This window comes from Nonomuraea typhae (assembly GCF_009760925.1).
In the GTDB taxonomy this organism is placed as follows: domain Bacteria; phylum Actinomycetota; class Actinomycetes; order Streptosporangiales; family Streptosporangiaceae; genus Nonomuraea; species Nonomuraea typhae.
The window spans coordinates 16,971-43,576 of sequence record NZ_VRLV01000010.1; the positions used below are offsets into that span (position 1 = coordinate 16,971).

General features: G+C 66.9%; 34 protein-coding genes and 1 tRNA gene. 7 read left to right on the top strand and 28 right to left on the bottom strand.

Annotation, left to right across the window (positions count from 1 at the left end):
* Position 1 precedes the first annotated feature (1 nt).
* The 26 genes from FVE25_RS57110 to FVE25_RS57115 form a co-directional block, all read right to left on the bottom strand.
* Positions 2 to 3,310: an NlpC/P60 family protein gene (locus FVE25_RS57110; RefSeq protein ID WP_157251033.1), complete on the bottom strand. Its 3,309-nt coding sequence runs from the start codon at positions 3,308 to 3,310 to the stop codon at positions 2 to 4.
* A gap of 18 nt (positions 3,311 to 3,328) precedes the next feature.
* Complete coding sequence (locus FVE25_RS32890) at positions 3,329 to 3,541, bottom strand: hypothetical protein (protein WP_157251034.1); 213 nt, start codon at positions 3,539 to 3,541, stop codon at positions 3,329 to 3,331.
* Between the two features lie 107 nt (positions 3,542 to 3,648).
* The gene (locus FVE25_RS32895) at positions 3,649 to 3,942 is read right to left on the bottom strand and encodes a hypothetical protein (protein WP_157251035.1); all 294 of its coding nucleotides are present in this window, start codon (positions 3,940 to 3,942) and stop codon (positions 3,649 to 3,651) included.
* Positions 3,943 to 4,013: 71 nt separating this feature from the next.
* Entirely contained in the window at positions 4,014 to 4,478 is a 465-nt protein-coding gene (locus FVE25_RS32900) for a hypothetical protein (protein ID WP_157251036.1), read from the bottom strand.
* Positions 4,478 to 4,909 (bottom strand): hypothetical protein, encoded by a 432-nt coding sequence (locus tag FVE25_RS32905; RefSeq protein WP_157251037.1) that lies wholly within the window; start codon positions 4,907 to 4,909, stop codon positions 4,478 to 4,480. Before FVE25_RS32905 ends, FVE25_RS32900 begins: the two co-directional genes overlap by 1 nt.
* Before the next feature lie 64 nt (positions 4,910 to 4,973).
* Complete coding sequence (locus FVE25_RS32910) at positions 4,974 to 5,690, bottom strand: hypothetical protein (RefSeq protein WP_157251038.1); 717 nt, start codon at positions 5,688 to 5,690, stop codon at positions 4,974 to 4,976.
* Entirely contained in the window at positions 5,647 to 5,841 is a 195-nt protein-coding gene (locus FVE25_RS32915; RefSeq protein WP_157251039.1) for a hypothetical protein, read from the bottom strand. The genes FVE25_RS32910 and FVE25_RS32915 overlap by 44 nt, the downstream gene beginning before the upstream one ends.
* An 8-nt stretch (positions 5,842 to 5,849) precedes the next feature.
* Complete coding sequence (locus FVE25_RS32920; RefSeq protein WP_157251040.1) at positions 5,850 to 6,269, bottom strand: hypothetical protein; 420 nt, start codon at positions 6,267 to 6,269, stop codon at positions 5,850 to 5,852.
* Between the two features lie 8 nt (positions 6,270 to 6,277).
* On the bottom strand, positions 6,278 to 6,868 hold the full coding sequence (locus tag FVE25_RS32925; protein ID WP_157251041.1) for a head-tail connector protein: 591 nt from the start codon (positions 6,866 to 6,868) through the stop codon (positions 6,278 to 6,280).
* A 6-nt stretch (positions 6,869 to 6,874) separates the two neighbouring features.
* The gene (locus tag FVE25_RS32930; RefSeq protein WP_157251042.1) at positions 6,875 to 7,063 is read right to left on the bottom strand and encodes a hypothetical protein; all 189 of its coding nucleotides are present in this window, start codon (positions 7,061 to 7,063) and stop codon (positions 6,875 to 6,877) included.
* Between the two features lie 58 nt (positions 7,064 to 7,121).
* Positions 7,122 to 8,522 (bottom strand): hypothetical protein, encoded by a 1,401-nt coding sequence (locus FVE25_RS32935; RefSeq protein ID WP_157251043.1) that lies wholly within the window; start codon positions 8,520 to 8,522, stop codon positions 7,122 to 7,124.
* 183 nt (positions 8,523 to 8,705) lie between these two features.
* Entirely contained in the window at positions 8,706 to 9,365 is a 660-nt protein-coding gene (locus tag FVE25_RS32940; RefSeq protein ID WP_157251044.1) for an HK97 family phage prohead protease, read from the bottom strand.
* Complete coding sequence (locus tag FVE25_RS32945) at positions 9,362 to 10,594, bottom strand: phage portal protein (protein ID WP_157251045.1); 1,233 nt, start codon at positions 10,592 to 10,594, stop codon at positions 9,362 to 9,364. The genes FVE25_RS32940 and FVE25_RS32945 overlap by 4 nt, the downstream gene beginning before the upstream one ends.
* Positions 10,595 to 10,604: 10 nt before the next feature.
* Positions 10,605 to 12,083 (bottom strand): terminase, encoded by a 1,479-nt coding sequence (locus tag FVE25_RS32950; RefSeq protein WP_181019784.1) that lies wholly within the window; start codon positions 12,081 to 12,083, stop codon positions 10,605 to 10,607.
* Positions 12,049 to 12,294, bottom strand: a complete 246-nt coding sequence (locus FVE25_RS32955) for a hypothetical protein (RefSeq protein ID WP_157251047.1) — start codon at positions 12,292 to 12,294, stop codon at positions 12,049 to 12,051. Before FVE25_RS32955 ends, FVE25_RS32950 begins: the two co-directional genes overlap by 35 nt.
* Before the next feature lie 906 nt (positions 12,295 to 13,200).
* On the bottom strand, positions 13,201 to 13,977 hold the full coding sequence (locus tag FVE25_RS32960) for a hypothetical protein (protein WP_157251048.1): 777 nt from the start codon (positions 13,975 to 13,977) through the stop codon (positions 13,201 to 13,203).
* Between the two features lie 62 nt (positions 13,978 to 14,039).
* Positions 14,040 to 14,498: a hypothetical protein gene (locus FVE25_RS32965; RefSeq protein WP_157251049.1), complete on the bottom strand. Its 459-nt coding sequence runs from the start codon at positions 14,496 to 14,498 to the stop codon at positions 14,040 to 14,042.
* A gap of 7 nt (positions 14,499 to 14,505) precedes the next feature.
* Entirely contained in the window at positions 14,506 to 14,922 is a 417-nt protein-coding gene (locus FVE25_RS32970; RefSeq protein ID WP_157251050.1) for a hypothetical protein, read from the bottom strand.
* Complete coding sequence (locus FVE25_RS32975; RefSeq protein ID WP_157251051.1) at positions 14,919 to 15,320, bottom strand: hypothetical protein; 402 nt, start codon at positions 15,318 to 15,320, stop codon at positions 14,919 to 14,921. Before FVE25_RS32975 ends, FVE25_RS32970 begins: the two co-directional genes overlap by 4 nt.
* Positions 15,321 to 15,371: 51 nt before the next feature.
* Entirely contained in the window at positions 15,372 to 15,902 is a 531-nt protein-coding gene (locus tag FVE25_RS32980) for a ParB N-terminal domain-containing protein (protein WP_157251052.1), read from the bottom strand.
* Positions 15,903 to 15,966: 64 nt separating this feature from the next.
* Positions 15,967 to 16,170, bottom strand: a complete 204-nt coding sequence (locus tag FVE25_RS32985; protein WP_157251053.1) for a hypothetical protein — start codon at positions 16,168 to 16,170, stop codon at positions 15,967 to 15,969.
* 140 nt (positions 16,171 to 16,310) lie between these two features.
* Positions 16,311 to 16,568 carry a hypothetical protein gene (locus FVE25_RS32990; protein ID WP_157251054.1) on the bottom strand — a complete coding sequence of 86 codons (258 nt, stop codon included), beginning with the start codon at positions 16,566 to 16,568 and terminating at the stop codon, positions 16,311 to 16,313.
* Between the two features lie 17 nt (positions 16,569 to 16,585).
* Positions 16,586 to 17,116 (bottom strand): HNH endonuclease signature motif containing protein, encoded by a 531-nt coding sequence (locus FVE25_RS32995; protein ID WP_157251055.1) that lies wholly within the window; start codon positions 17,114 to 17,116, stop codon positions 16,586 to 16,588.
* Positions 17,117 to 17,280: 164 nt separating this feature from the next.
* On the bottom strand, positions 17,281 to 18,648 hold the full coding sequence (locus FVE25_RS33000; RefSeq protein WP_157251056.1) for a DNA primase family protein: 1,368 nt from the start codon (positions 18,646 to 18,648) through the stop codon (positions 17,281 to 17,283).
* A complete protein-coding gene (locus tag FVE25_RS33005; protein ID WP_157251057.1) occupies positions 18,648 to 19,679 on the bottom strand; it encodes a bifunctional DNA primase/polymerase in 1,032 nt (343 codons plus the stop codon). Before FVE25_RS33005 ends, FVE25_RS33000 begins: the two co-directional genes overlap by 1 nt.
* Before the next feature lie 57 nt (positions 19,680 to 19,736).
* The gene (locus FVE25_RS57115; protein WP_425489517.1) at positions 19,737 to 20,117 is read right to left on the bottom strand and encodes a helix-turn-helix transcriptional regulator; all 381 of its coding nucleotides are present in this window, start codon (positions 20,115 to 20,117) and stop codon (positions 19,737 to 19,739) included.
* A gap of 745 nt (positions 20,118 to 20,862) precedes the next feature.
* On the opposite strand from FVE25_RS57115, the gene FVE25_RS33015 reads away from it, so the two are divergent.
* Both FVE25_RS33015 and FVE25_RS33020 read left to right on the top strand, forming a co-directional pair.
* Entirely contained in the window at positions 20,863 to 21,432 is a 570-nt protein-coding gene (locus tag FVE25_RS33015; RefSeq protein ID WP_157251059.1) for a helix-turn-helix domain-containing protein, read from the top strand.
* A gap of 2 nt (positions 21,433 to 21,434) precedes the next feature.
* Positions 21,435 to 22,739: a tyrosine-type recombinase/integrase gene (locus tag FVE25_RS33020; RefSeq protein ID WP_157251060.1), complete on the top strand. Its 1,305-nt coding sequence runs from the start codon at positions 21,435 to 21,437 to the stop codon at positions 22,737 to 22,739.
* Between the two features lie 100 nt (positions 22,740 to 22,839).
* Here FVE25_RS33020 and FVE25_RS33025 read toward each other — a convergent pair.
* Positions 22,840 to 22,913, bottom strand: a tRNA-Arg gene (locus FVE25_RS33025).
* Positions 22,914 to 23,086: 173 nt separating this feature from the next.
* Here FVE25_RS33025 and FVE25_RS33030 point away from each other — a divergent pair.
* The 3 genes from FVE25_RS33030 to FVE25_RS33040 all read left to right on the top strand — a co-directional run bounded on the left by FVE25_RS33030 (position 23,087) and on the right by FVE25_RS33040 (position 25,228).
* On the top strand, positions 23,087 to 23,581 hold the full coding sequence (locus tag FVE25_RS33030) for a GIY-YIG nuclease family protein (protein WP_157251061.1): 495 nt from the start codon (positions 23,087 to 23,089) through the stop codon (positions 23,579 to 23,581).
* Entirely contained in the window at positions 23,581 to 24,582 is a 1,002-nt protein-coding gene (locus tag FVE25_RS33035) for a tyrosine-type recombinase/integrase (protein WP_246267862.1), read from the top strand. The genes FVE25_RS33030 and FVE25_RS33035 overlap by 1 nt, the downstream gene beginning before the upstream one ends.
* Before the next feature lie 262 nt (positions 24,583 to 24,844).
* On the top strand, positions 24,845 to 25,228 hold the full coding sequence (locus FVE25_RS33040) for a hypothetical protein (protein WP_157251063.1): 384 nt from the start codon (positions 24,845 to 24,847) through the stop codon (positions 25,226 to 25,228).
* 22 nt (positions 25,229 to 25,250) lie between these two features.
* Here FVE25_RS33040 and FVE25_RS33045 read toward each other — a convergent pair whose 3' ends face one another.
* Positions 25,251 to 25,877: a helix-turn-helix domain-containing protein gene (locus tag FVE25_RS33045; RefSeq protein WP_157251064.1), complete on the bottom strand. Its 627-nt coding sequence runs from the start codon at positions 25,875 to 25,877 to the stop codon at positions 25,251 to 25,253.
* A 169-nt stretch (positions 25,878 to 26,046) separates the two neighbouring features.
* On the opposite strand from FVE25_RS33045, the gene FVE25_RS33050 reads away from it, so the two are divergent.
* Positions 26,047 to 26,301 (top strand): helix-turn-helix domain-containing protein, encoded by a 255-nt coding sequence (locus FVE25_RS33050; RefSeq protein ID WP_157251065.1) that lies wholly within the window; start codon positions 26,047 to 26,049, stop codon positions 26,299 to 26,301.
* Positions 26,298 to 26,588 (top strand): hypothetical protein, encoded by a 291-nt coding sequence (locus FVE25_RS33055; protein WP_157251066.1) that lies wholly within the window; start codon positions 26,298 to 26,300, stop codon positions 26,586 to 26,588. Before FVE25_RS33050 ends, FVE25_RS33055 begins: the two co-directional genes overlap by 4 nt.
* Positions 26,589 to 26,606 lie beyond the last annotated feature (18 nt).

Genomic DNA, 26,606 nt, shown 5'->3' on the forward strand with positions numbered 1-26,606 from the left:
GTCACCCCCGGATCTTCAAGGCGATGCCGCCGCGGTCCTTGGCGTACCGCTGGAGCTTCTGGACGAAGTCGGCGACGTCCTGGACGCCGTGGAAGTGGGCGTTCTGGATGATCAGGTCGCCGCCGCGCATCTTGTCCACGTTGGCCAGCGGCTCGGGGGCGCCGGTGCCGTTGTAGACCATGGACCACTCGGGCGGGAGCATGCCGCCGTCGTCGAACTTCAAGCCGTACCGGCGGGAGAACAGATCGTTGCTGGCGCCGCGTGCTGCCGGGCCGACGACGACGCCGCGGCTTCCGCGGGACTCGACGTTGGTCCCGCCGAGCGTGCCGGCCATGTGGCCGACGCCGGCGTCGGTGACGCCGACCATGAAGCCGCTCTGCCGGTTCCGGATGAAGCCGTCCGGGCCGCCGCGGGTGCCGAACGAGTGGGTGGTGTGGCGTCTGCTGTAGGGGCTCCGGCCCTGGATCACGTTCGTGATCGCAGAGGTGAAGCCGGAGCAGTCGTAGCCGTAGGGGCCGACGCCGCCCCAGATGTACGGCTTGCCCGCCTGCGCACGAGCCCACGTCAGCGCGTTCTGTACGCCGGGACCGCCGAGCCAGACCTTGTTGTAGGCGCCTGAGACGGCCTTGCCCATCTGAGAGGCCCACGAGCCGTACAGGGCGTTCGCCTTGGCGGCCATGGCCTGCACCGACGACAGGCCGCTGATGGAGTGCTTGGCGATGATGCCGCCCGAGGCGTACCCGACGCCTTCGCCGCCCATCCGGGGAGCCCAGCGTGGACCGACACCCATCGCCTTGGCGACCGCGGACGCGCCGCCGTGGCGGGCGATGGCGTTCATGGTGTGGACGTAGCCGCTGCCAACGGCGCGGGTCCACTCCGGCCTCATGACGGCTTCACCGCCGGACAGCCCGATTTTGCCGCGCCCGTCTGGGGAGTAGAAGAAGTGGTTGTCCTTGCCGGGGCTGTAGCCGGGCAGGATGTCCGGCATGACGCCGCCGGTGGCGTTCAGCACGGTGCCGGTTGAGCCGCCGACGTTGACGCGGAAGCCGACGAGCTTGCCGCCGGCCTTGACCTCGATCATCACGCGCCGGTTCTTGATCTTGTCGGTGGCGCCGTTGATCTGCGATGGGAGTTTGAGGTACCGGGCGACGAGCTTGTCTATCTCGGCGCGCGACAGGCCGGACTGAACGAGCACGCCGCGCAGCCGGGAGATCTCGGTGGCGAAAACCTTGTTGGCTCTGTCGACGCTGTTGGTCTGGTCGTTGACCTTCTTGGAGTGCTCGACTGCGGCGTTGATCGAGCCGATCAGCACGCGGGTGGCTTCGCGACCGGCCTTGCTGTTGATGTCGATCTTGCCGGTACGTTCGTCGATCTTGACGTTGTTCTTCCGGAACGCCTCGGTGAGTTCGTCCAGCGAGTCGCGGAACGCGATACCGGCGAGGTCGGCGTCGCCCGTCTTGTTCTTGTACTTCGCCAGCTCTGCTGTCAGCCCGGCGACCTGGACCTTGGCGTCCTTCGCCGAGGAGCCCACCGAGGACATGCTGTCCGCGACGTTCTTCGACGCCGCCGACGTGCTCGGCGCACCCGCGACAATGCGCTGATAGCGCCCGGTCGCGTCCGAGATGGCTTGGTTTTGGCCGGTGATCGCGTTGCTGAGTAGGAGCGCATCGCCGGTCAGCTGCTTCTGCGCCGTCCGGAACTGGCCGACCCTGCCGCCTGCGGCGTTGACCGTGGTGGCGTGAGTCTGCAACTGGGCGGTCAGCTCGGCGAGCGTCTCCTTCTCGCCGAGCGCCGCGTCGGTCACCTTCTGCAGGTTGATGCCCAGCCGTTCGGCGGCCTTGTACACGCCCTGGGTTTCCAGCGCGGACTGGATGCTCTTGACCGAGGCGTCGTCCAACGCGCCGTTGTTGGCGATGAGCGCGTCGGTCAGGTTCTTGACGTGCTGCTCCGCCTCGTCGTTGCGGCTGGAGAAGATGAGCAGACCGGCCGCGGCGGCCGTGATGGCGAGCCCCCACGGGCCGCCGAGGAACCCGGCGAAGCCGCCGAGAGCGACCCTCGACTTCCCTGCGGCACCGCTCGCCGAGGAGAGGTTCTCCCGGAACTTCGACACCGGCCCGTCTGCCGCGCGGAACGCAGCCGCAGCCGTTCCGACCACGGCCAGGAGCGGACGCAGACGGGATGTCACCGTACCGATGACCACGCTGAACGCGAGGAACTGTACGACACCGTTGCGTAGCGGCTCGGGCAGGCCGTTGATCAGCTTGACGACGCTGGCGAGCGGACCCAGCAGGATGGGCAGCACATCGGCCACTGCGACCGCCGTGTCCTTGAGCAGGCCGAACACCTCGGCGGCCTGCTTCTGCCCTTCGACGCTTCGCGACCAGGCGGCGAAGCGGGCGGTCCCGGCCTCCAGGGTGTCGAGCAGCCCATCGCCGGTGCTCTTGGCCTGGCTGAACATGCCGACCAGGCCCTTGATCGCGTTGCCGCCGATCCGGCCGAGCTGGGCGAGGGTGTCGCCCGCCTTGACCGCGCCACGCTGCAGCATCGCGGCACCGCGCTCGGAGGAGACGAACGCGTCAGCGGCCTTGGCCCCGTTGACCGCCCACCCGGCCATCCGCTGCGCCAAGGTGAAGCTGGGACCGACGAGCCCGGACACCGTGCGCAGCAGCGGCTGAACGGCGCCGGTCACGGTGCCCATGATCCGGCTCGTTCCGGCGAACACCCGGTTGACCGTGCCTCGGGCGAGGTCCGTCTTGCCGAACGCGGTCACTTCCCTGGCGCCGGTGTTGAAGGCGCCGGCCACGGCGAGCATGCCGGTGCGGGTCTCCGGCAGGAGGTTCACGGCGACCGGCCGTAGCTCGTTCGCCAAGCCCGCGAAGATCTTGTCTTGGACGGCCTGCTGGATGGGGTCGAACGACCTCTTCAGCCCGGCGACCTCGCGGACGAACCGGCGGGCGTTGGGAGAGAGCTTCTCCAACGCTTCGTCGAGCTTGGCCGCGTCGTCTTCGGCGACCGCGCTCATGGCGTCGCCGACCCCGATCAAACCGACCTTCAGGGTGGCGCTGGCCGCCTTCGTGGCCAGCAGCACCGCGGGCATCGCACCCACTGCGGCCACCGCGGGCAGGACCGCTTGGGTGAGCGCCACCGCTCCGCCCGCCGCCGCGGCCAGGCCGACGCCGGTCCGCGCGGTGGACTGCACCTTCTGCATCCGCGCTTCGAGCACGTCGATGTCGTGCGCGACGGACTTGAACACCTTCGACGCGCGTTCACGCGCGAAGATGGTGAACCCAAGGGCGGTCTGGTTGGCCACAGCTCACCCCCAGATCAGTCAGCGGAACGGGCGCGGGAAAAGCTCGGGAGGAGCAGGAGGCGGCGCGCTGCCCCGGGTGGCGGACCGGAACAGGTAGTTCGCCTCAGCCAGCAGGTCACGCGTCTGCGCGAGCAGCTCCATCTGGGTGCTCCACGGGCCGAGGTCGGCGGTGACCGTGGCAGAGTCGCGCGGCAGACGGGACACCAGCACCAGCAGCCGGCGGACGCTCATCCGGCCGGCCCAGAACTCTTCGAGCTGGTCGGCGTCACGCGGGTAGCGCCACGCCAGGTCCGCCTCGATGTCCTCCTCGTGGGCGACCAGCAGACGGCACAGCGCGGTCAGATTTTTGGGTCAGCGTCGGAGAGCGCGTCAAACAGCTTGATCTGCAGGTCCGCCCACTCGCCGGCGGAGAACTCGATCTCGACGAACGCGGCCATCTCCTCCGCCGTGAACATCGAGTCGAGGGCGCCGACGAAGTCGTCTTGGGCGAAGCAGCGGGCGAGCTTGCCCCGCTTGATCCGCTGGGGGATGACGAAAGTGACCTTCTGCCCGACCTCGCCGGTCCACTCGAACACGCGCCCCTCGTCGGCCTCCCTGACCGGCTTCGGGCTGTTCTCGTTCCTGGTTGCCATGGCGTTCTCCTTCGTGCGGTTCTGCGGTTGGTGACGGGGCGGCTGGACCGCAGCAGCCAGCCGCCCCGCGTCTAATCGGTGATCTGTTCCGCCACGCGCTCCATCGCGGCCCGCATCTCCTCGCGGGCTTGGGGCGCGGTCTTGGCGATCGTCGAGCGGAACCACGGATGGCCGGGCTGCTGAACCCAGCGCTCCCGGTTGCCGTACACGGGGTGGCGCCAGCCTTTGGGTGTGTCGAACCCTCTGGGGAGCATCTCCATCCCGGCGGGCATCCGGGTGACGATCCGCACCCGGCGGGCGTCCGCTTGGATGCCGACGCCGCGGGCGATCCGCCGGCGCAGCCCTCGCGAGCGCGGCCCCTTCGCAGGGATGGTGCGGGCGGCGATCTTGGCGGCATCGCGGCCGGGTCTGGCCGCCTCACGCACGGCCTTGCGCAGCTCCTTCTGCAGGCCCTTCTCTCCGGCCAGGCGGAGACGGCGGTTGACCTCTTTCCACTCCCGCCCAAACTGGAAGGCGACCTCCCACTGGGAGGGCATCAGGCGTAGGTACCGCGCGTGACCACGCCGTCCACTTGGAACTCCGCGGAGAAGCTCACCTTGTCGGAGACGCTCGACTCGGCGGTGTAAGAGGTGATCCAGCACTCACCGCTGTACTTGATCTTGCCGGTGGTGGAGCCCTCCGGCCCGTACTCGAACGTGGCCGTGGCCGTCTGCCCCGACAGCAGGCCGCCCAGGACGACGTCCGGTCCGGTCGTCGCCGTGGAGTCGAAGTGACCGGAGACCGAGAACGTCGAGTTGACCAATCCGGGAATGTTCTTCACGCCCTGGTCGCCAAACGCCGTCACCTCCGACAGGTCCCGGCTGCCGGGCAGGCCGGACACGTTGTCGACGTACTGGGAGAGAGTCCGCAGCGTGCCACCGGTGTCATCCACCGCGAAGACACTGCCCTTGCCGTGCACGAAAGCCATCTCGCCCTCCGGGCATAAGAAGACCCGGCGACATGGCCGGGCAGATCGAAGAGGAAGAAGGAGGTCAGCGGCGAGCGAACGCCGCCGCGTACGTGAAGGACGGGGTGGTGCCGGAGATCGTGTGCTGCTCGCGCACGTACCGGTTGACCGTGCCGGTGACCGTCTTGCGCTCGGACGTCGCGGCTGTGGCGGCCGTGAACGTGATCAGGTCCACGAACGACACGTTGTCGGCGCTGTGCTGCACCTTCACCGTCAGCGACGGGGTGGTGCCCGTGACGGCGGTGACGTGCAGGGCCGCGACCCCGCCGTTGGTCGACGACGCGCCGTTGTCCACCGACGTGCTGTTGCCGGTCGTCGTCTCCGCAGTGTGGGCGTGGATGACCCGGCCGTGGTCGACGCCGTCGTCCGGGGTGGACTCGATGGTCAGGGAGACGGTCTCCGACACCGACGACTCGATGCTGTAGGACGACAGGTTCGAGGTGGTGATGAACGCCGGCTTGCCGATCGTGAAGCCGTCCGGGAGCACGCTGGCCAGCAGCCCGTTCTGGACGCCGTCGGTGGCTCGGATCATCTCGTCGATGTCGCCAGCCGCGCCGTCGAACAGGCCGTTGAGGCTGATGCTGCCGGAGCGCAGGCCGGGCAGGAACCGCGCCCCGATGTCCAGCAGGGTGGTGGTCTCGCCGAGGCCGCGTTCACCGCTCACCGTCCATCCGGTGATCCGCCCCGACAGGTGGGTGCTATTCACCATCACCCGGCTGTTCTTGCTGTGTGCGAACGCCATCGCCTCTCACCTCCTCCACCGCTCCCTGCTCGATCAGCCAGCCCACGCTTTCTCTGGGCAGATCGCTGACCACGTCGCCCGGCTCGGCTCGCTTCAGCCCGCCCTTGCCGGGATAGTCCAGGCCGCACAGGACCCGGTAGTTCTTGGCCATCCGCCCTCCTACGCGGTGATCTCGATGCCGAAGTCCACGCCGACGTAACGGGTTCCGCCGCTGCCGCCCCACTCGGTCGGGCCGTAGTTTCGGGCCTCGCGGACCCGGACGAAATCGGCTGTGCCACCGAGCGACGCGTCGGTCTCCAGGACTTGCTTGATGGAGCGTGAACCTGATCCCTCCAGGTAGGCGTCCAGCTCCACCTGTGAGGAGGTGTCGTCGCTCGCCTGCACGTACACCGACACCGTGAACAGGAACTCGTCGCTACCTCGCGCCATGGTCGAGTCGAAGCGGACACAGGGTTCGCCCTCGAAGCCGGGCATGATGACGGCGGCCGGCGGGTGGATGTTGTCCGGCACCTGCGTGTGCACGGTCAGGACAGGGATCGTCTTCAACCGCGTGGCCAGCGCCGCGCGAATGGCGCTCAAGCTGGCCATCAGGCGAACCCGGGAAGCATGAACGGCTCGATCAGGGCCCGCACGTCAGGGTCGAGGTGAGGCACGCGCATCAACCCCCAGTCGGCCGAACCTGCGACGCCTTCCGGCGTGTCCTTGCGCTTGTACAGGCGGCTCGCCTGTAGCAGAGTCGCCTGCTCGATCTCGTCGGGGACGGCCGGCCAGCCCCACCGGGCGGTGACCCGCACCCGGCTGGTTCGCGTGCCCCAGGTGCCGGTGGCCAGCAGCAGCCCGGTCACCGGGCGGCCGTCGAGCAGCGCGTTGTCCGGCGTCGTCTCGTAGCCCGTTACGGCCGACCAGGAGCCGCCGCTTCCGGTCTCGATCACCAGGCCGGACGCGCTCCCGATGTCGTCCACAAGCAGCAGCTCGCCGCGCTCGTCCCGGACGACCCGCCCGTACGGGTTGAACGTCCGCTGAACCACGCTGCCGTCCAGCCAGAAGCGGCGGCCCGTCTTCTTGTCGATCGCCCTCGATGCCGCCGCGATGGCGTTGAACAGAACGTTGTCGCGGGCGTTGTCGGTGATGGCGAGGTACTCCTTGAGGTCGGCCAGGGTCGCGTACTCGTTGGCCATGGCCGCCTACGTGGTGTCCTTGCGAGGCGCCCGACGACTCTTCGGTGCCTCGGTACGGGCCTGGTCTCCCGGAGTGGTCTCGTGGCCGCGCAGCCTGAGTTGCTCGTCCACTTGTGCCACCCGCTCGTCCATACCGCGCTGCACGTAGCCTTCCCGCTCCCGCAGCAGGGCGGCGATCATCGCATCATCTGTCATCGTCACTCCTGGAAAGGGCGCTGGGGCCCGCCGCACCGCAGGCCCCAGCAGTCGAGGACTAGGCGAACGTCGGGGTCACCAGGCCGGTCCCGGAGACCTTCCGGGAGTGCGCGTACCGGGTGAACGTGTACGCGATGTAGCCGTAGACCACGAGCAGCACGCCGAGGTTGGCGGCCTTGGGCTGCTCGGCCCGGATGAACATGGGCGCGCTGGAGTCCTCCCACAGGTGGCATTCCAGGCGGTCCACCAGGTAAATCTCGTCTTCATTTGTGCCCGCGCCGAGGTTGGTCGCGACGTTGTTATCGACGATCACGGGTGTCCCGTTGGGGAGTACACCGCGCACGCCCCGGCCGTAGGTCTCCCCGAAGTTCGCGCCGAGGGTCTGGACGACGATGCCCGGCTGAGTGATCATCGGCCACGTGCTGCCCATGGCTGCCTGCAGCCAGTACCAGCGGCGCGAGTGCATGATCGCGATGTTGTCGCCGGACGCCTGGTCGAGCATCGCGGCTTCCACCTCGGAAAGACCCTGGATGATCTTCGGGTATGCCTCAGCGGCGGTCGGGCTCGCGTCGGTGTAGGTCACCGCCGTGGCCGCAGCCGACAGGCCGGTGGTGGCCTGGTTCAGCAGAGTGGAGTCCAGCGTGGTCGCGTACCGGCGGAACAGGTCATCCAGGACAACCGCCTCAATACCCGTGCCACGCTCGATCGACTGCCGAGACAGGGTCTGCTGACCAGCGATGGTCTGCACGCTGATCGTCAGCAGCGTGTCGTCCATGTTCGTCTCGGACACGGCGTCGTTCTCGTTGGCCTGCAGCGCCGTGGACGATCCCGTGGTAATCCGGGAGATGTTCACCGTCATGCCGTCCGGCGGGAGCTGGTGGCCACGGCAGGCGTCGGCAAACGGCCGCATCGCCTGCGCCGCCGGCGCGTACATATCCGTGAGGTACTGCGGCACGACCAGGCCGGAGAAGGCACCGGTGCCGACCGCGCGCTGCTGCTGGCCTCGGTCGAGCTGGTCGCCGCGCTCCACCCGCTCCTCACGCATGTGCTGCGCCAGGCGGGCCTGCGCCTCGTAGTCGCCGAGGAATGCGGCAGCGACATCCCGCTCGAAGCCCTGGCCGCGCGGGTCCAAGTCGCGCCGATAGGTACGCTCCTCCATGCTGATGCGGGCGGACCGCTCGATCCCACCAGCGCGCACGCCCGTGGGCTGGATGCGCTGGGACAGGGCGGCGATCTCCTCCTCGCGGGCCTGCTCGGCGAGCAGCTCGTCCAGGACCGCCTGACGACGGGTCACCTCGGCGTCGGCTGCGTCCCGGGCGGTGACTCGCTCGGTCACGGCCTCCTCGGTCAGGTTCGGGTCCTCCCGCAGCGCGATCAGGGCGTCCTGCTCCTGGCGCCGGTTGTTGATCGCGGCGGTGAGCGCTTCTCGCGCCTGCGCGATCAGGTTGTCGAGCGTCATGGCTCGTCACTCCTTGCTTGTGATGGAATCCAGACGCCCCGGTCCAGGTCAGACGGCCATCCGAGGCGGTTGCGCCGGATGGGCTCGTGCGCGTGAGCGCAGGGCAATGCACCCGCCAGAGGGCGGGAAGCTCAAGGGGGTACTCACTAGTGAGGGGGGTACACGCTGTCGTGTATCCGGAGATCAGCGGGCGAGCGCGAGTTCCAGCAGCGCACGAGCCCGGCTGGACGTCGCGGGCTTCTCCCGCAGCGCCGCCTCCGTCGCCGGGTTGGCGCCGTAGCCGACGATCGCCACGTCGCCCCGGTGGATGTCGTAGCGGGTGATCCGGTACTCGGTGTAGTCCGGCGACCATTGGCCGGCGTCGATACGGAAGGCGAAGCTCATCTCGTCAATGAGTCCGGCGCGCAGCTTGGGGACGATGTACGCCACGTCGTAGTCGGCGGGGTCGAGGGACGGCGCTCGGACAGAAAGGCCGCTATCGTCCTCCACCAGCTCAAGCGTGCCCGTAGTGGTGCGGGCCAGGCGGCGGAGCTGGTCGTGGCCGAGGACGAGCGGCACGTCGAGGTCGGCGCGAGCGAGCGAGTCGGCGCCGGCCCCGGCGGACACGATCTCGGTGTACGGCCCCCACATGTCCCACATCTCATATCCGCGCTCGTAGATGGTGGCGCGGCCGAGGAACTCCAGTGAACCGCCGTCGCCCTGCTCGCGCAGGTCGATCGCGGCGGGCACCCGGGCGAGCGCGCGGGAGCCGGCATGCTCGCCGCTGCGCCGCTGTGACGGCCGGTCGCTGCGTTGCCGTACGTGCTGGGCGCGCTCGGCGGCGGCAGCAGCTCGATCATTCATGAGGTCGGTCCTCCTGCCGAGGCGGTGACGGGTTGCGTGCGCGGGCTGCCGAACAACGTCTCGAACTCCGCGAGCTGCTCAGGCGTAAACGGCGGCAGGTCCTCCAGCGCGCGGGCCTCGGAAGGCGCCAGCGTGCGCGAGGTGATCCTGGTCATGATGGTGCGGGCGCGGGCCTCGGGGTCCATGGCCAGCAGGGCGCTGCGGTTCAGCTTCACGTACCTGGGACGTGGCACCAGGCGGCGGGACAGAGCATCCTCTCGACGGGAAACAGCGGGCCCCAGATGGAAGATCAAGAATTGCAAGTTGCGCTGCGTGATCGAGGCGTAGGTGACCGAGCCTGTCGAGACGGCGGCGTCGATGAGGTCCGCCGGGCAGCCGAAGAAGCGGGAGATGTCCGTCAGCCCGAACTCGCGTGACTCGATGAAGGCCGACTGCTGCGCAACCGCCTGAATCGGCCTGTACTCCCAGTCGTTGCCGTGCACGAACAGGTCGCCGTCCGCGACGGACGCCCGGAAGTGCTCCTTGGCGACCTTGGCCTCGGCCTTGTTGATGGTCTTCGCCTTGTTCACCAGCTCGGCCAGCGGAATGGCTCCGCCGGCGAACCAGTCACGGGCGAACTGCTGGGCGTTCAGCGACTCCTCGATACCCCACGCCGCGTAGGCGACCGGAGACAGGCCCAACGGCATCCCGGCCACGGTGAACTGCCGCTCGTGCCATACCTCGTGCGGCTCGTACTCGGCGCCGGCGATGACGTACTTCGTGATCTCGGCGCCGGTCGCGCGCACGGTGACGTCCGACAGCGCGACGAGGTCGATGCGTGCGGGAAGGCCGCGTCCGTCCGGGCCGAGCACGCCCGATCGCTCGGTGATCAGCCCGAAGCAGTTGCCCGCCCGGTCCAGGTCGAACTGAGTGGAGTAGAGCCACTCCATCATTCCGACCTGTTGACCTCCCGGGTCCACCAGGACGGGAGGCTTGGCCACCTCGATCTGGACGCCGTTCACCCGCCGGTAGACGTCCACCGGCATGACGGACACGAGATCGGCCCGCACCCGCAGGCAAGCCCACACGGCGCTTTGCCGCAGCGCGCTTTCATTGGTGACCAGGACGCCGCCCGTGCCCGTACGCCGATCGCGCGCCATCGCGAGCAGTTCCTCAGGGGTGGTGATCTCGGCGTGGCGAGACTCCCCCGGGGAGGACAGCCAGCCCCGCACCGTCGACAAGATGCCCATGACCCTCCCCTCAGCCGAACGAGTCCGCGACGTCGTAGTCCTCTTCAAGCAGGTGCATGCGCATCTCGTACGCCCAGCGCGCGATCGTGACCGACACCACCGGGCTGATGTCCGTGGACGACACCCGCCGCCCCCACGCCCACGCCTCACCCAGAGGCCGCGTCTTCACCCCGCGCACAGCGGAGTCGAGGACCTCCTGGCCAATGTGCCGAAGCGTGCCCTGCCGTACCGCATCAGCGAACTGGCCACAGGCCGCCCCCACCTCCTGCACGCTCGGGATCGCCAGATCCCCGCGTCTCGGGTGCTCGGCATCCTCGGGCGAGGTGATGCCCGCCTTCTCCAAGGGGACCAGCAATGAGCCGGCCGGGCCCTTCACATCCAGGCCGATCGCGACCGGATCCCAGCGCTCCCTCAGCGCCACCAGCCGATCCACCACCCAGTCCGTTCCCGGCCGATGGTCGGCGACCTCCACATGACCGAGCCCATCACTGCGCAGCCCATACACGGAGATGCAGGACGAGTCCCGCGACGGGGTGACATCCACGGCGAACGCCACATCACCCTGCCGGCGCGACTCCGGGTCGGTCAGCTTCAGCCACGCCTCGACACTCAACTCGCTCGCGCCGTCGCTGGCCCGTGGCAGCCACGCGCCCAGCCGCTCGACGGAGAACTTGTCGCCGAGACCGGACGGCTTGGCCTCGTCCTCGACGAACTCCTCGGTGATCCGGATGCCCAAGCTTGGGTTGCACGCGTACCACAAGTCGCGGTCCCGGGCAGCTCGCCGCCGGTCGGCCTCGTTCGTGACATCCAGGTCGGCGCCCCAGTCGAAGTGCGCGATACGGTCAGCGCCCGCTTCGCCATCCGCGCGCAGGCCGTACGCCCACGCCGCCGGGTCATCAGGTGGGGTGCCGAAGAACCACTCCTGCGGGTTCGGCTGAGCCGACAGGGTCGGCAGCATGGCCGCCCGTTGTTGGGCGGTCAGCTCTTGCGCCTCGTCGAGCACGTTCTTGCCGCCCGAGAAGCCGCGACCCGACGTCCGGCTGCGGGCCACGAACCTCAACCGTGCGCCGCCGGCCGACTTCGTCAGCTCGATGCCCTGCTCTCCATTCGCCTGCCAGTAGCGGTTGACGCGCCGGTCCAGGTCCGGGGTCTGCTCGCACAGGCCCTTGATCCGCAGGTAAGCCTCTTGGGCAGTTTTGTACTCGTGCGCGCTGTGCAGGATCAGCTTCTCGCCGAGCAGGAACAGCCAGCCGAGTTCCAGCGCCTCGATGATGCCGCCCTTGCCGTTCTGCCTGGGCACCCAGCACGAACACTTCGTGGCCGCCCACCGCCCGTCAGGGCGTTCGCCCAGGCCATGCGTCAGCACGAACTGCTGCCAAGGATCGAGCACCAGCCCCGCGGACTCGGCCAGGTCGATGAACTCCGGAGCCGCACTCACGGCGTAGCCAGGCCACCTACCCACCCGCGGCGTTTGCGCGCCGATCCGCACGTCTGGAAGCAAGCTCGTCAAGGCGACTCACCTCCTTGCCGCCGGGCAGGCTCTCCAACTCCGCGATGGTCGAGCGCAGCTCTTTCGCGAGGGCGGCTGTGTCGCGGCCGGACGCATCGCGCAGCTCGGCGGCGAGCTTGTCCCGGATGGCTTCCAGCGAGGCCCGGCGGTCGCCGCTCAGCACGGCCGAGGCAAGATCAAGCTCACTCATGATCACCGCCTAGGGTTTCGCGGGGAGAGAAAAACGGACGCCTAGTCGCGGGGTCATCCAGACCCTTGGTCAAAAGTCCCTGACCTGCGGAAACGCGGAAGCTACCAGTCTTGCGAGGTTCGCAGGGGTGTGCTGGTCAGGAGCTTGTCGCCCTTCTCCTGGTTGCATTTGCGACCACACACGGGGCATGGGGCGTTGGCTCCGTGGCTTGGCCGCATGGCGTGGGGGTCTACGGGCTGGTGTGGGTCCAGGCTGATGGGGATGAGGTGGTCGGCTTCGCCTGCTCCGTGGTGTCCGCAGATCCAGCAGTCCGTGCCGTAGATGAGGAACATCTGCTTGCGTGCTCTGCGGTAGGGGCGTCCGCTGCGGTGCCTGACGTTGCGCTGTCTACTCGTGGTCACCGTTGTGGCCTGGGGGTTGAGGGCACCAGCGGTACGGGTCGGGTGGGTTGAGCAGGACACCGCACTCGGTGGCTGGTGAGGCGACGGGGCTGTGGTCACCGTGGTGGTTGGCAGGTTCACGGCACCACTGCTGTTCGTTGCGTGGGTCCACGGTTCCGCATTCGCCTGGTCTGGCGTCGCCGTGTCGGCGTTCTCCGGTGGCGAGGTAGGTGAGGACTTGGGAGGCGGTCATGCCGTGTGGTGTGCCGACTGCTGAGGCTATCTCGGTGAGAGCGTCCGTCATTGCGTCACCTGCTCTCTGGTGTTGGGGAGGTGAGGCCCGCACGCTCGGGGGTACGTGGGGCCTCACCTCGTGCCGTGCGGGGCACCCTCGGGCCTGCACGGCTGGCGCAGCCGGGTCCCCCTCCGGCGTGCGCGGCTTCTGGTCTGGGTACGGGAGAAGCCCCAGCTCACGGGGAGCTGGGGCTTCTGGACAACCGTGACCACGCTATCGATTCACAGCATGTCACCTGGTGGTTGCGTGCGCAACTTTATGGCGCATGAGGGTGGCGATGTCGGTCAGCCGGTAGAGGTTGCGGCCCTTGTCGTCTACGCCTGCGGGGGTGAGTTTGCCGCGTGCGGCCCACGTGCGGATGAGGTCGGGCTTGATCGGTCGGATGAGGATGGACAAGGTGAACGCTGCCTCGGGTGGGGCCATCATCGACACCTGGAGGGTGGCGAGCATGGCCTGCTTGCTGGCTTCTACGTCGTGGTGAAGGTGTTCTCCTTCGGCGTCTACGCAGGTCTGGCAGTAGGCGAACTCGGCTCCCTGCTTGGCGTACAGCGCGGTCCCGCAGACGGTGCACTGTCCGGCGTAGATCCTGGGGACGGGCCGGTCGATGACGTGGCGTACGGCGCGTACGGCGTCGCGGATCTCGGTGACGGCGTCGGGGCCGGCGGGGTGGTGGCGGAGCCACTCAAGGTGTTCGAGTAGCCATCGACTGAGGGGTGCGAGGCCGTCGAGCGGTTGGGGGAGGCCGCGCTGGTCGGCGATGAGCGTGCACCAGGAGGCGAGGAGCGCCTTGAGCGCGCGGCCTCGTGCCTCGGCGTCGAAGTTGGCGGGCATCTCGATTCGGGTGGGTCCGCCTCCGCCGAGGCTCGTTTGCTTCGAGAGGGCGATGTCGAGTTCGTGGTCGAGGCCGGGGACGTCTTCGAGATCTCGGCGTAGCGCGTGGGTGCAGCGCGTGCAGACGTTGGCCAGGTCGGCGACCTCGGCGCCGCAGAGCTGACAGGTTACGGTCATCGGTCCCCCTGAAGTCGAAGCCAGCCCTGCACGACTTGGGAGCCGTGCAGGGCTGCGGAAGGCTATCGGCCCATGACCTGGGCGACGGCGGTCAGCATGCCTTCGTCGAAGGGCATGGTCGGGTTCATGAGGAATGCACGGTCGGGGAACCACCATTCGGAGATGTCGCCGCCGTAGTCCTGGTGGAAGGCGCCGCTGAGGGTCTTGCCGTCCTTGACCGCGTAGCGGGGGCCGAACTTGCGCTCGTGTGCTCCGTCGCGGCTGTTCATCGTCATGAGGAAGCCGGGGAACTTGGCGGCGTCGAGATAGACGGCGGCGCCCACCTCATAGTTGGGTCCGCCTTTCAGGTTGCTACGGGCGATGTCGGCCAGCTCTTCGGCTTCGACAACGGGTGCGCCGACCACGAACCAGGTGAGGGCAGCGCCGTACCCGGCGTGGAACTCGCTGGTGTACGAGCGGTCGATGACGCTGAAGTCGACGAAGGGTCCGCGGTGGATGCGCCGAATGGGTGTGGGCTCCATGGCTGCCTCAAAGGTTGACGGCGATGTAGACGCCCTGCATGACGCCTTGCCAGAACGCGGATTCGGAGTGGAAATACCAAGTGCGTTCCCACGGGATGTCGCTTTTCCAGGCGTTGCCGAGTTCGGCTTTGCGCTGGGCGGTGTAGGTGGGCCCATGGAGGACTTCGACGCCTTGCCCGGCCTGTTCGAGGTAGGCGAGGAACGTCGGATAGAGGCTGGCGTCGAGCCAGTACGTGGACCAGTCGCCGTCTTCTCCGGCCCGGATCTCCATGTGGATGTCGGCGAGTCGCTGTGCCTCCTGCTGTGTGGGATGGGTCTTCACCCAGCCGAGGGCGGTTTGGAGGCCGACGTTGAACTCGGTGATGTAGTCGTGGGCTTCCTTGCCCACGTTGAGGATTGTGGTCCTGATGGGTGTGATGGTCATTGCGCGGCCTCCTTTACGGCGTGCTCCTTGATCCGGTTGAGCCCGGCGAACGTATGGATGACCTTGTGGGCTTCAGCTCGGAGGGCGCGGAACTGGGCGGCGAGACACACCATCGCGGTGTCGATATCACTCGCGCTGAGCTTGCTCGTAGGGATCATGACATGGGCGCCGTCGTCGCGGATGACGTCTACGCACCCGGCCATGGCGATCGTCTGGTCGCGGAGGTTGAGCGCTTCGTCCATGAGGGCGGTGTGTTCTTCGAGGATGTCGGCGGCGGTCATCTCGGGAGAGGTGTCCTCGAACCCGAAGGCGTAGTCGACGCGGCTTTCCGCTGACCAGGTGGTCATGAGGGTCTTGGCGTAGTGCTCGGCCAGAGCGGCGAGCTGGTTGTTGGTCATACGATGCTCCTGACTGGCCGGGCCCGATGTGAGCGGGCCCGGCCGTAGTTGTTAGCTGGTGGGAACGTGCTCCGGCGCGCAGTCGAGATCCGTGCAGGCGTAGGACGGGCGCAGCAGGTGGAAGTCTCCGTAGATGCCGTTCCGTAGGTCGTGAACCGTCCACTCGGTGGCCGCGGTGGCGGTGCCGCTGGTGTTGTCCACGGCGATCAGGCCGTGGTGTGTGTCGATGTGGACGGCAGTGAGCCCAGAGAGGTGGATGGTGAGGACACCTTCTGTCAGCGCCATCTCGTGGGCGTGCTCGTGCTGGCGGCGCCTGAGATTCGCCGAGGTGATGAAGTCCTTGAACATGTCGTCGGTGTAGCGGGCAGGCAGCCTCTCGAACACTGGGTCACAGGTCGCGGCTTCGCAGGCCAGGAAGCGGTTGCGGCCGTCGATGAGGACGGTCCCGTCGTAGTTGAGCGTGATGGGCTGGCGCAGACCTTGCCGCTTGATGTCGGCGACGAGCGCCTCGAAGTCTGCTCCTTCCATAAGAGGGAAGGCTGCGAGCGCCGGGTGGATGGTGAACGGGCCGAGCTGGTTCATGGTGATCTTCCTGTCTCGTGAGAGGGTGATCGGGGCCGTGCCCGCCGTAATCGGGCACGGCCTCCTACTTCGTGGCCTGCTCGGTGACGGCCCGGTAGATGGCCGTCGTCAGGGCGGGGTCGTGGCTGGGGCAGCGCGGACCGATGCCCTGGTGGAGGCGCACCTTGTGGGTGGTACCGCAGTACGACTGCGTGGAGGCCGACCAGTACGAGCAGTGCCGGACCGTGAGAACGACAGGGGTCTCCTCCTTGTAATCCCTCTCGTTCACCCGGAGCTTCTGCAGTTCGCGGAGGGTATGGCCCTCGCCGCCCATGTAGCTGCAGCGTGGGCAGCAGTGGGGGCGCGGTCGGCCGGGAAAGGGGTCCTCCGGCTTCACTCCGGGCGCCGGGATTTGGTTTGCGGACAAGGTCAGTCCTCCTTGGGGCCGGTGTAGGAGCTGTTCAGGTTGCGGAGGCGTTCGGTCATTTCGTTGACTCGAACGGTGTTGCGCTGCAGGTCGGCCAGCCGCTCCTCGTGGAGCTTCCGGTTGCGCTCCCACGCCTCGTTCCGGTCGGCGCGCGCCTGCTTAAGGGACTCCTTGAGTCCCCTCCGGTCGGAGATCAGGACTCCGATCAAGATGGCGGCGGCCATCACCACGTAGATGAGGATGATCACTGCGGTTTGCATGGCGGTCTTGCCTTTCGTTAAGCCGCGGTCGCGGCGTTAGTGAAGCGGGTACGGGGAGTGCCCGAGTAGCCGGGCAGATTGGCGATGCGCCACTCGTGGGCGACCTCAGCGGCCTTCTCCTTGTCGGCGAAGGTGCCGAGGTAGAGCGAGCGGCCGTTGAGCTTGGCCTGGGCCACCCACTTGTTGCCGGCGCGGACGACACCGCGCATACCGGTGGAGGAGAGGGCTCGGCGGTTCCCGGCGTTGGACTGGTGGGTGGCCCAGCGGAGGTTGCTGAGCCGGTTGTCGAGCGGGTCGCCGTTGACGTGGTCGACGAGGCGTCCGTCACCGCGGCGGGCGTTCATCAGCCAGCGGTGGAGGGGCGTGTCCTGCTGCTCCACTCTCAGTGCGGCGTAGCCGTGGCTCCCGAGGTGGAGCCGCCGCTTGCCGAGACGTTCGGCGCCCTCGGGGCACAGCCACACGATCACGGGGCCGTTCCGGGTGGAGGCGGGGACGGCGACGGCTGAGGGGTCTTCGAGGTGGAGCGGAGGTTGGAAGTTGGCTGACATCGGATTCCCTACTTTCCGTGTCGGATGGCCGGTGTATGGCTAGCCATGTGTCGGCGCAGGTCAGACCGGGTGTGTAGGGATGTGCATGGTTTTCCGTAACTCGCTACGCGCGCACACGCATGAGAGATTCCGGGAAACCCTTCACAGCCCTACACTCCTGCAGGTCAGCGGCCCTCTTCCTCGTCGTCGCCTTGACGCTCGACAGTGAGAACGAGCCCGCGGTAGATGAACCCGCCGCTGGTCCGGACCTTCTCGAAACCGCGCTTGGCCATGGACTCGGCGAACATGACCTCGCTGCTGGGGACTTCGCCGCTGGCGAGACACCAGCTCGACCAAGCGGCGTAGAGTTCACGGGCCTTCTCGCGGCCCGCGTTCGTGGAGTGCGTACGTTCGGATAGGAACCGCGCCATGACGTCGCTGGTGGCTTGGTACTTCTGGGTGCGGACTCGTACTGCTTCGGGTGGATCGAGGCCCTTGTCCTGGTAGTCCCGCCACCCTTGATAGGCCCACGCGAGTACAGCGGGAGCAGCGGCTTTGAGCCTGTCGGGCAGGTCGCTGTCTCGCTCGTCCTCGGGGATGACGACGTCGAAGGGGACCACCAGGATTCGCCGCCACACGGCCGGGTCGTCGCCGCTGACGATCGGGAGGAAGTTCGTCAGCATGATCAGGGTGTGGGACGGATCGAACGTGATCGGGTTCTTGTGCATGAGGTTGGCCTCGATGGGGTCGCCACCGACGAGCCGCTTCATGGTCGCTTCAGCGAACCGGCGTCCCTTCTCCGTCTCTGAGCAGAAGACGAGGCGGGCACCCCGAAGGCGCATCTTGAACGCGCCATGCCGTTCGTGCTTGGACTCCATCAAGATGGCCGGGTCCACTTCAATGGCGTAGTCGCCGAAGGCGGCCATCAGGGCATCCCTGAGGGTGCCCTTGCCGTTGGCACCTGTCCCCGTCCAGATGGGCATGACGTGCTCGGTGACCTTGCCCAGCATGGAGTAGCCGACAAGCCTCTGAACGAAGGCGCGAACGTCTTCGTCCGGCAGGATCTTCAGGAGAAAGGAGTCCCACTCGGCGTTCTCGTCTGAGTGGAGATTCCCGCCCGCGACCTTGGTGATCAGATCATTCCGGTCGTTTGGCCCACTGGACCCGGTTCGCAGGTCGAGCGTGCCGAAGGGTGTGTTGAACAGGAAGGCGTTGGCGTCGAGCTGGTCCGATGCGATCGCGAGGGGCTTGATGTTCGCAGCGATGCGGAGGACGCCCTCCAGCCCGGAAGCGGACTCGCATCTCCCTGCATCCTCTAGGAGCGCCTTCTTGGCGTCCTTGTTGAGCCGCGCGGCCTGGTTGCGGGCATCCTTCACGGTCTTGATGGCGCAGCGGTGCGCCCCGCCGTCCTTGTCCTCGGCCCACCGGGTGTTATCCCAGCGGTACCAGCCAAGCCCGTGGACGTAGCGGAGGGCGTCAGCGTGCTGGCTGGTGAACCGTTCTGCGATCCGGAGTTGCCCCCTGTGCTGTTCCTGGACCGTGTTGCTTCGCACTAGCGGACCCCCTGCAGGCGGCGCGGGTGGCGCATGCCGGCGGTCAGGCCGGACCTGATGGTTCTCGTGATCTGGGAAGGCCCGCAGTTGGGATCAACGTCGAGGCCGACGCCGTACGCGGCGTCAGTGAGGGCGCGCTCGGCGGCGGCCTGGTCGAGGGCGCCCGCGCCCACGAGGGTCCCGAGGATGAACGCGCTCTTGTTGAGCTGGTCGCATCTGCCCGGCCGACCCTTGCCGCCCTTGGGGGCATCCATGATCGCCTGGACCTCACCAGCTACGGCGGCCGAGACATACCGGTCGCGAAGCTGAGGAAGGTCAGGAGCCCGGCGGGCCTTCTCTGGAAGAGGCTTCTCGCGCAGGTAGTCCGCGAGCCGATGGTGAAGCGGCGTCAGGGGGAGGCGGATCGTGTCCCGGTCCCACCTGTACGCCTGGCCGGTCTTGCTGCTGACGGACGGCGCGGTGACGAAGTAGCCCCCGTCCGCCTTGACATCGAGTCCGCGGCCCAGCCGGTTGGAGCCACCCTTGATCCGTCCGCCGGGGTGGGCGTACAGGAGGTGCATGCCGCCAGACGGGGTGCGCTGCACGACGGTGTCCGGGAGGTAGCCCGCTTTCCGTCCGCGCTCGGCAGCGGCGTAACCGTCGACGCCGTGCCCGGCCATGCTGTCGATGTCGAGGACGACGAGCCCGGACGGTGCCCCTGTCCGGATGGCGACAAGCCCACGCGGGATCAGCCCGGCCATCTCCCGCAGCCTCTCGGGGTCGCTGGTGGCTGCGTAGAAGCCATGGCACGTGACGTGTGTGCACGCCTCGCGCTGGTCGTTGGTGAGGTGGTGCTTGTCGCAGTAGTCGCAGTTCTTGGTCGGAACCTTGCCGGAACTGAGGAGGAACGGCTTCCAGCCACACGCTGCGTAGGCGAGCAGCGCCTCATACGCCGAGGTTTCCGGCGTGATGCTGATCGTCGCGGGTGTCGCCGCGAGCTGGTAGTAGGAAATGGTCGTAGCGCCGTTGGCGGCGCCGGAAATTGGCGTCACCACGGTCCCCCGGGTTCTTAGTTCTGGTTGTACGTCGGGGGAAGAAGGGGACCGTGGCTAGCCAACAGCGAGGGCGTCGTCGTGCGACGCCTCAGCCTTCATCCACTCGATCCACGCAGCGAAGCACTCCACCGGAATACGGCGGGAGCGCGGCGTGGGCTTGACGCTCTTGAGACGCCCGGACTGAATTGCCCTGCGGATCGTGCCCTTGGACAGGGACGACTCCTGCTCAACACGGCGAGGAGTCATGAGCCGCGGGAGGTGCGCGTACGCGCTGAGGTCGATCTCGATCGGGTGGTTCGTGGACGACTTGCGCAGAGGGCGCTTCGGGGCAGCATCCGACAAGGGGGTTCCGACGTGCGTCTGTGCACACGTAGAATCAAGGCCGACTTGGCCCATGGTGGTTCTCCTTGTTCCTGGAAGTTCAAGCGGGGTCATGCTGGGTTAAGTTGTCGGCCCCCTCAGTGGGATCGTGCGGTAGCAGGAGTTGCACCTCCTGTTACCTGCACCCCGCTGGGGGGCTTTGTGCTTTGCGGACACCAAGAGTCTCCGGGATTCCCCCAGACCCCTCCTTGGTCCACTACATAAGCTAACGGGTCCGATGGTGGTTCACAACTCGCCTCGACCCTTGCAGCTTGCGCAAGGCGCAGGACGGGAGCCCAAGGACTTATGCGCATCCGCATAGCGCGACACAGAACGGCGTGTTCGAATCCTTCTGGGCACGTTGCTACTCGTTGCTACTCGTTGCCACTCGTTGCAGGAGACGAGGCTGATCGAGAGCGAAGCAATGTAACGCAGGACAACGCAAGCAGATGACTGAAGATGCATGAAGATCAGAGATAGTCAGAGATCGCCTGGTAGCAAGGCAGTCCTGGGCAGTTTTAGGCACCCGGACGGTGCGAAGGCTCCTCTGAACTGGTAGGGAACAGTAGGGAACAGAAGGAATCGTGTCGGCCTGGGGTTTCATGACAGCCCGCCATTCCTAAGCAGTGATCTCCGATGTGCACTTCTTCGCACACCCCAGGCAGTCCAGGAGATCCATGGGAGTCCCTAGAGTCTGTATAGGTCTGTAGAAGACTTGCGGCCATGCATGATGAAAGCTACCTTCTCATGCATGAGCTGTCCGCGATGTGCGCACCCTTGGCGCGTTCTGGACGCTCCTAACCCCACTCTGGAGATGCTCTTGACCGAGTTCGCCGACTGGCTCAGCACGACCGCGAGGGGCCTCGGCTACCGCACGGACGCCCAGCTCGCTGCCGCCCTTGAAGTGCAGCAATCCACTGTCACGCGGTGGCGCAAGGGCAACCAGCCGCAGATCAAGCACCTGATCGAGATGGCCCGCCTCTTCCAGATGCCGGTGGCTCCCCTGCTTGTCCTGGCAGGCCACGTGCCGGCGGACCTCTTGGGGGGTGTAGAGCCTGCTGGGCTGCCAATGACGGAAAGTGTGCGACGGATTCGTGATGCGCCGCTGACTGACCTGCAGAAGAAGGCGTTGACCGTCTACTGGGACAAACGTCTCGCTGACGAGCGCCAGAAGTTGTCATATCTCATCGACTGGATCGCGGCCGGTGACAGCACGTCTCGGCAAGAGGCAGGTGACTCGCTGTTGGACCTGATCACGCAGGGGGTCCGATCGCAGGCAGCCACTCACCTCATGGAACTGATCGAGACCCTTGTCGCAATCGAAGCGACGCCGCGAAAGCGACGCCGCCGCACAGTCCGCCAGGACTCCCCCGACGACATACCGGAGTAGCCATGGCCGAGAGGAAGCCACGGACCCGAGGAAACCGCGAAGGCCGCCCCTACCAGCGCGCCTCTGACGGTCTATGGGTAGCGACCGTCTACCTACCGAACGGCCGAAGGAAACCCATCTACGGCAAGACCCGCGCGGAAGCAGTCAGCAAGAAGAAGACGGCCGAGAAGGAGATCGCTGCGGGCCAGCCGGTCACTGCGGGGCGTACGGACACCCTCGCCCACTACCTGCTGAAGACCTGGGTGGGCGTGACCCTCCCACAGCGCGTCGCCGCCGGCCGACTGGCACCGAGCACACTCGACAGCTACCGCGAGAAGGTCGACCTGCACATCGTCCCGCACCTGGGCAAGGTCAAGCTGGTCGATCTTTCCACGAGACACATCCGGACCTGGTTACTGGAGTTGGCCGACAAGCCCAGCGGCAACCGGCGCCGCAAGCTCCGGCCGGGCGAGAAGAAGCTCCCCGAGCCCGAGAAGCTGTCGGCCCGGACTATCGCCTACTGTCACGCCGTGCTGCGCAAGGCGCTCGCCGACGCGGTGGATGACGAGATCATCGGGAAGAACGTGCTCACTCTGGTGGACGCGCCCTCGGTGGACAAGAAGGAGTTCAAGCCCCTCACCAAGGAGGAGGCTGCACGCTTCCTGGTCGAGGCCGCGCATGACCGGCTGTGGGTGTACTGGCTAGTGCTTCTGGCCTTGGGCCTGCGCCGCGGCGAGGGACTCGGAATGCGGTGGTCGCACATCGACCTCGACGCGGGCTCCGTACGCCTGGAGAAGTCAGTTCAGCGGCTGCGCGGCGAGAAGAACGAAGCAACGGGCAGACGGAGCGGCCAACTGGTCGAGAAGCGGCTGAAGACCGTCGCAAGCAAGGCGACCGTGGCCATCCCCTCGACTGCTCTCCAAGCGTTGAAGGACCTGCATGAGACGCAGGAGGCCGACCGCGAGGGAGCCGACGTATGGATTGATCCCGACCTCGTCTTCTGTACCAGCCTCGGCACCCCCCTGGAGCCTCGCAACGTCAACCGGGCCTGGTACGCGCTGTGCAAGCGCGCAGACCTGCGTCAGGGGGATGACGAGGACGGGCTGAGGGTGCATGACCTCCGGCACGCCTGTGCCAGCTTCTTGTTCGCGAAGGGCAACGACATCAAGACGATCCAGAGTGTGCTGCGTCATGCCCGCCAGTCGACCACCAGCGATCTTTACGTGCACATCTTCGACGAGGTGAAGCGGAAGGCCGCCAAGACCATGGACAGCGTGCTGGTGGATCTCACGCAACAGCGCGCGAAGCGCAGGAAGGCGGCCTCATGAATCGCCTCGTCCAAGATCAAACGCACGCGTTGCTACACACGTTGCTACATACGCGATCTTGGCATTCTGCGCGATCAAGGAAGTGCCTGGTCAGTACAAGCGCGCCCTGCAGGATTCGAACCTGCGACCGTCGGATTAGAAGTCCGATGCTCTATCCAGCTGAGCTAAGGGCGCCAGAAATGCAACGTTGACCAGCAATGTCGCCGGTCCCATGAGAGAGTAACGCATCCGCACACTGCGCCAACAGCATCGGATTCCGACTCCGAAAATGATCTTGGAGACGCCCTCTCATGGACCGACGCCGAAACTCTACCCCGCTTTATGCCCGTACCACCCTTAAGATCGCCGTGCTCGAGGCCGCGTCCCGTGGGGAGTTGGACAACCCCGAGGCCGTCATCGAATCCCTCATGCCGGCGGCCGACGCATTCGAGGCCGACGCACGAGAGCAGCTGCGCGCGCTTCACTCCCGGCTCGCCGAGCAGCAGGCGGCACACGAGGCGGAACGTGAACGCTGGGCCGACGAGAAGGCGCGCCTGATCAGGCAGTGCCAGCGTGCGGAGCGTGACCTGGTGGCAATCTCCGGCTGCCCGCAGAACGGCCCGCTGGAGGATCCGCATGGGTTCTACGTCTACTACCTCTGGGATCACCTTCAGCGAATCCTCTACATCGGCCGCTCGGCCAACATCTTCCGCCGCCTCGGCGAGCACGTTCTCAAGCGGGGCATCGGCATCTACCGAATTACGACGGTGCAGTGTCCCGATGCCGCCACCATGGAGCGCCTGGAGATGCAGGCGATCGCCGAGCATCAGCCGGAGTGGAACGTTCAGGGGGTGTCGGCGTGATGGCCCGGCGCCCGGCCAAGGCCGCCAGATCCCCCAGACTCGCCGCACTCCTCGACTCGTGGGTGCTGGCGCTGGAGTCGGCCAACCGCTCCCCCGGCACCATCACCAGCTACCGCCACACGGTCACCCTGCTCACGACCTACCTGAGCCGGCACGAGCTGCCCGACACGGTCGCGGGCGTCGGGGCCGCGGAGATCCGCGCCTTCCAGCTCGCCACCCTGACCGGCTGCCGGGCCGGCGACGAGGCCGGCGGCGAAGGCGCGCCCTGCCCGTGCGGCGTTCGGCGGAGCAGCGCCGGCAATGCCGACAAACACCATCGCAATCTGAAGGCGTTCTTCAACTGGCTGATCGCCGACGGCGAGCTGGCCGGCCCGCATCCCATGACGACCGTCGCCCGCCCCACCGTGCCCGACGAGGCCGAGCCGGTCCTCACCGACGACGAACTACGCGACGTCCTCAATGAGTGTTCCGGCACCTCGTTCGAGGAGCGCCGCGACACGGCCATTCTTAGGATCTTCATGGACACCGGCGCACGCCTGGACTCCCTCGGCGGCCTGCGCTACAGCTCCGACCCCGAGGAGTCCGACGTCAACCTCGGCAAGAAGCTCTTGCGCATCCGGAAGAAGGGCGGCGACGTGATCTATGTGCCGCTCGGTAAAAAGGCGGCTCGCGACCTTGACCGTTACCTGCGCATCCGTGCCCTTCACCCGGACGCCGACAGCGAGTGGCTGTGGCTCGGCAAGCGCGGACGCCTGCAGAACTCCGGCATCCAGCAGATGCTCAAGCGCCGCGGCACCCGGGCCGGGGTGAACAACCTCCACGCCCACCGCTTCCGGCACCGCTTCGCCGACGACTGGCTGTCCGCGGGCGGTAACGCGCAGGACTTGATGCGGATCGCGGGATGGTCCAGCATCCAGATGGTGGGCCGGTACGGCAGGGCGGCGGCGGACCGGCGGGCGTGGCAGGCGCATGCTCGCCTGTCACCTGGTGACCGGATTTAGCCCTTACCTGAAGGCAATACCGCCGTAGCCTTTCTCTTTAAGTTTTAACTACGCAATTCGGCGCGAATTCCACAATTCGGCGCGACCGTTGTCACGCTCGGCGATGCCATCGTCCGGGATCGTGAGGATTGACAGGTAACTGTAAGGAACGGTCCGTTCACAGAGGGCGCGGCGAGGCGTAGTCTCATCCAATCGCGTCTCGCTGTGGGAATCGAGATCGGTGATCGGGAATCTCGGGGGTCCCGGCCGGAAGGCAGGAGCAGTGACCCAGAAGCACCACCCTCGGCGCATCCTCAACTGCGCCGCAGCCGTCACGATTGGGGCCCTCATCGTCGAGCTGTACGTAGGCGTTCTCACACACCGGACCTTTCTGGTCCTCCTGGCGGGGGCAGCCACGATCGTCATCGTGATCGCCCTGCAGTGCCACGCCGATCGCGTCGAGGCCGTCACCCGGGAGCAGGCCACGACGATCAAGAAGTACTCGCTCACCCTCGATCGAGTGCTCGACGTGGGCCTGCATGGCGTCGCGTCGGCCCAGGCCGAGGCGCGCGGGTTCTACGACAGCCCGGGCGTGCACGTCTCCGACAGCCCGATTGATGTGCGGTCGGACACTGGACCGTTCCAGATGCACAACGGGCGCAACTGACGACACGGTGCCGGCCGGGTGTTCACTCGCCCGGCTGGCGCCTTTCCCGATCCCGGCGTCGCCGCTCGGCGCGGAGGCGTTCGGCCTCGAAGATCTCGGCCCGGCGCTCCAGATACTTCTTGATCAGACGCTGCTTGACCTCGTCGGGGATGTCCTCAGCCTCGATCGCCGCGATGTGCCTGTCCTTCGGCAACGCGTCGGGAATGACCAGATCGCCCTCGTCCGCCAGGCCGGCCTCAAGGAGCAGCTGAGCCAGCGAGCGACTTTCAACGCGCGCCAATTCTTTGAGGTCGGCGACCGCCTGGCGCGCCTCGTTCGGCACCAGAGGTAGGGCAACTTCGGCCGAGTCTTGGCGTAGAAGATCTCTCAGGAAATCGGCGGCGTCCGTTCTTCCGGCTTCGGCAAGTTCCTCGGGCGTGAGCTTCGCAGCTCTCGCCATGTGAGCCAGAGTCGAGGCTGGCGCGATCACCTCTCGTGGAGGCTGGTCCTTGCCCATCGACTGGTACCCGCGCTCGATGTGGCCCCAATAGTCGGCAGTGATGCCTGCTTGCTCGGCCGCGTCACCCATGGAGAGTTTGGGCCGCAGGCGCTGACGTGCTACTCGCAGCAGAGCGCCTTCCTTGGTGGACGGCGTGTGCTCGCGGGCCATGCCCGTCCCCTCATCAGACTTATACAGACCTATATCCGCAGCATAGTGCACTGATGCAGCTCGCCAGACAACCCCCTACACCGCCATTCATTCATCACTACAGATCACTACTGAAAAATGCAGGCGAGGTCTGTTGTAGAAGTCTGTATAAGTCTGTAGTGTTCTTCTCATGACGACGATTCCCCGTCCTCCCAAGCTGCGGAGCCCTGGTCGCCCCCGCTACGCCAACGGCCTGGCCGTCCGCGAGAAGCGCGTGAAGGCCAAGCTCACTCAGGTTCAGCTCGCCGAGCTCGCCAACATCACCCAGCCGCACGTGTCCGCTATCGAACTCGGGCGTTCCAGCCCTGGCGTCGAGGTCCTCCACCGACTGGCCGACATTTTCAAGTGCGAGGTCGGCGAGCTGATGATCAAGGCGGAAAGTTGACCGCCCAGTCGGAGCGCTCGAACCTCGCGAGCATCGCCGCCAACGAGCGCTGGGCCCGCGAGCGCGACCGGACCGCGGCCACGGCCGCCATGCGCGCCAAGAGCCCCGCTTCGATCGAGTACTGGCTCAAGAAGGTCAACCCCGACGGCCAGCTGCCGCACGCCGAAGCGATCAAGCTCGCCGAGAACGCGCAGAAGGCGCACTTCAAACGGCTCGCACTCGCCAGCCGCCGTGCAAAGGCCGCCAAGCGCAAGGCGGCCCAGGCCACCGCAGGCGACCCCTCCTAACGAAGTGCGGGCCCCAGC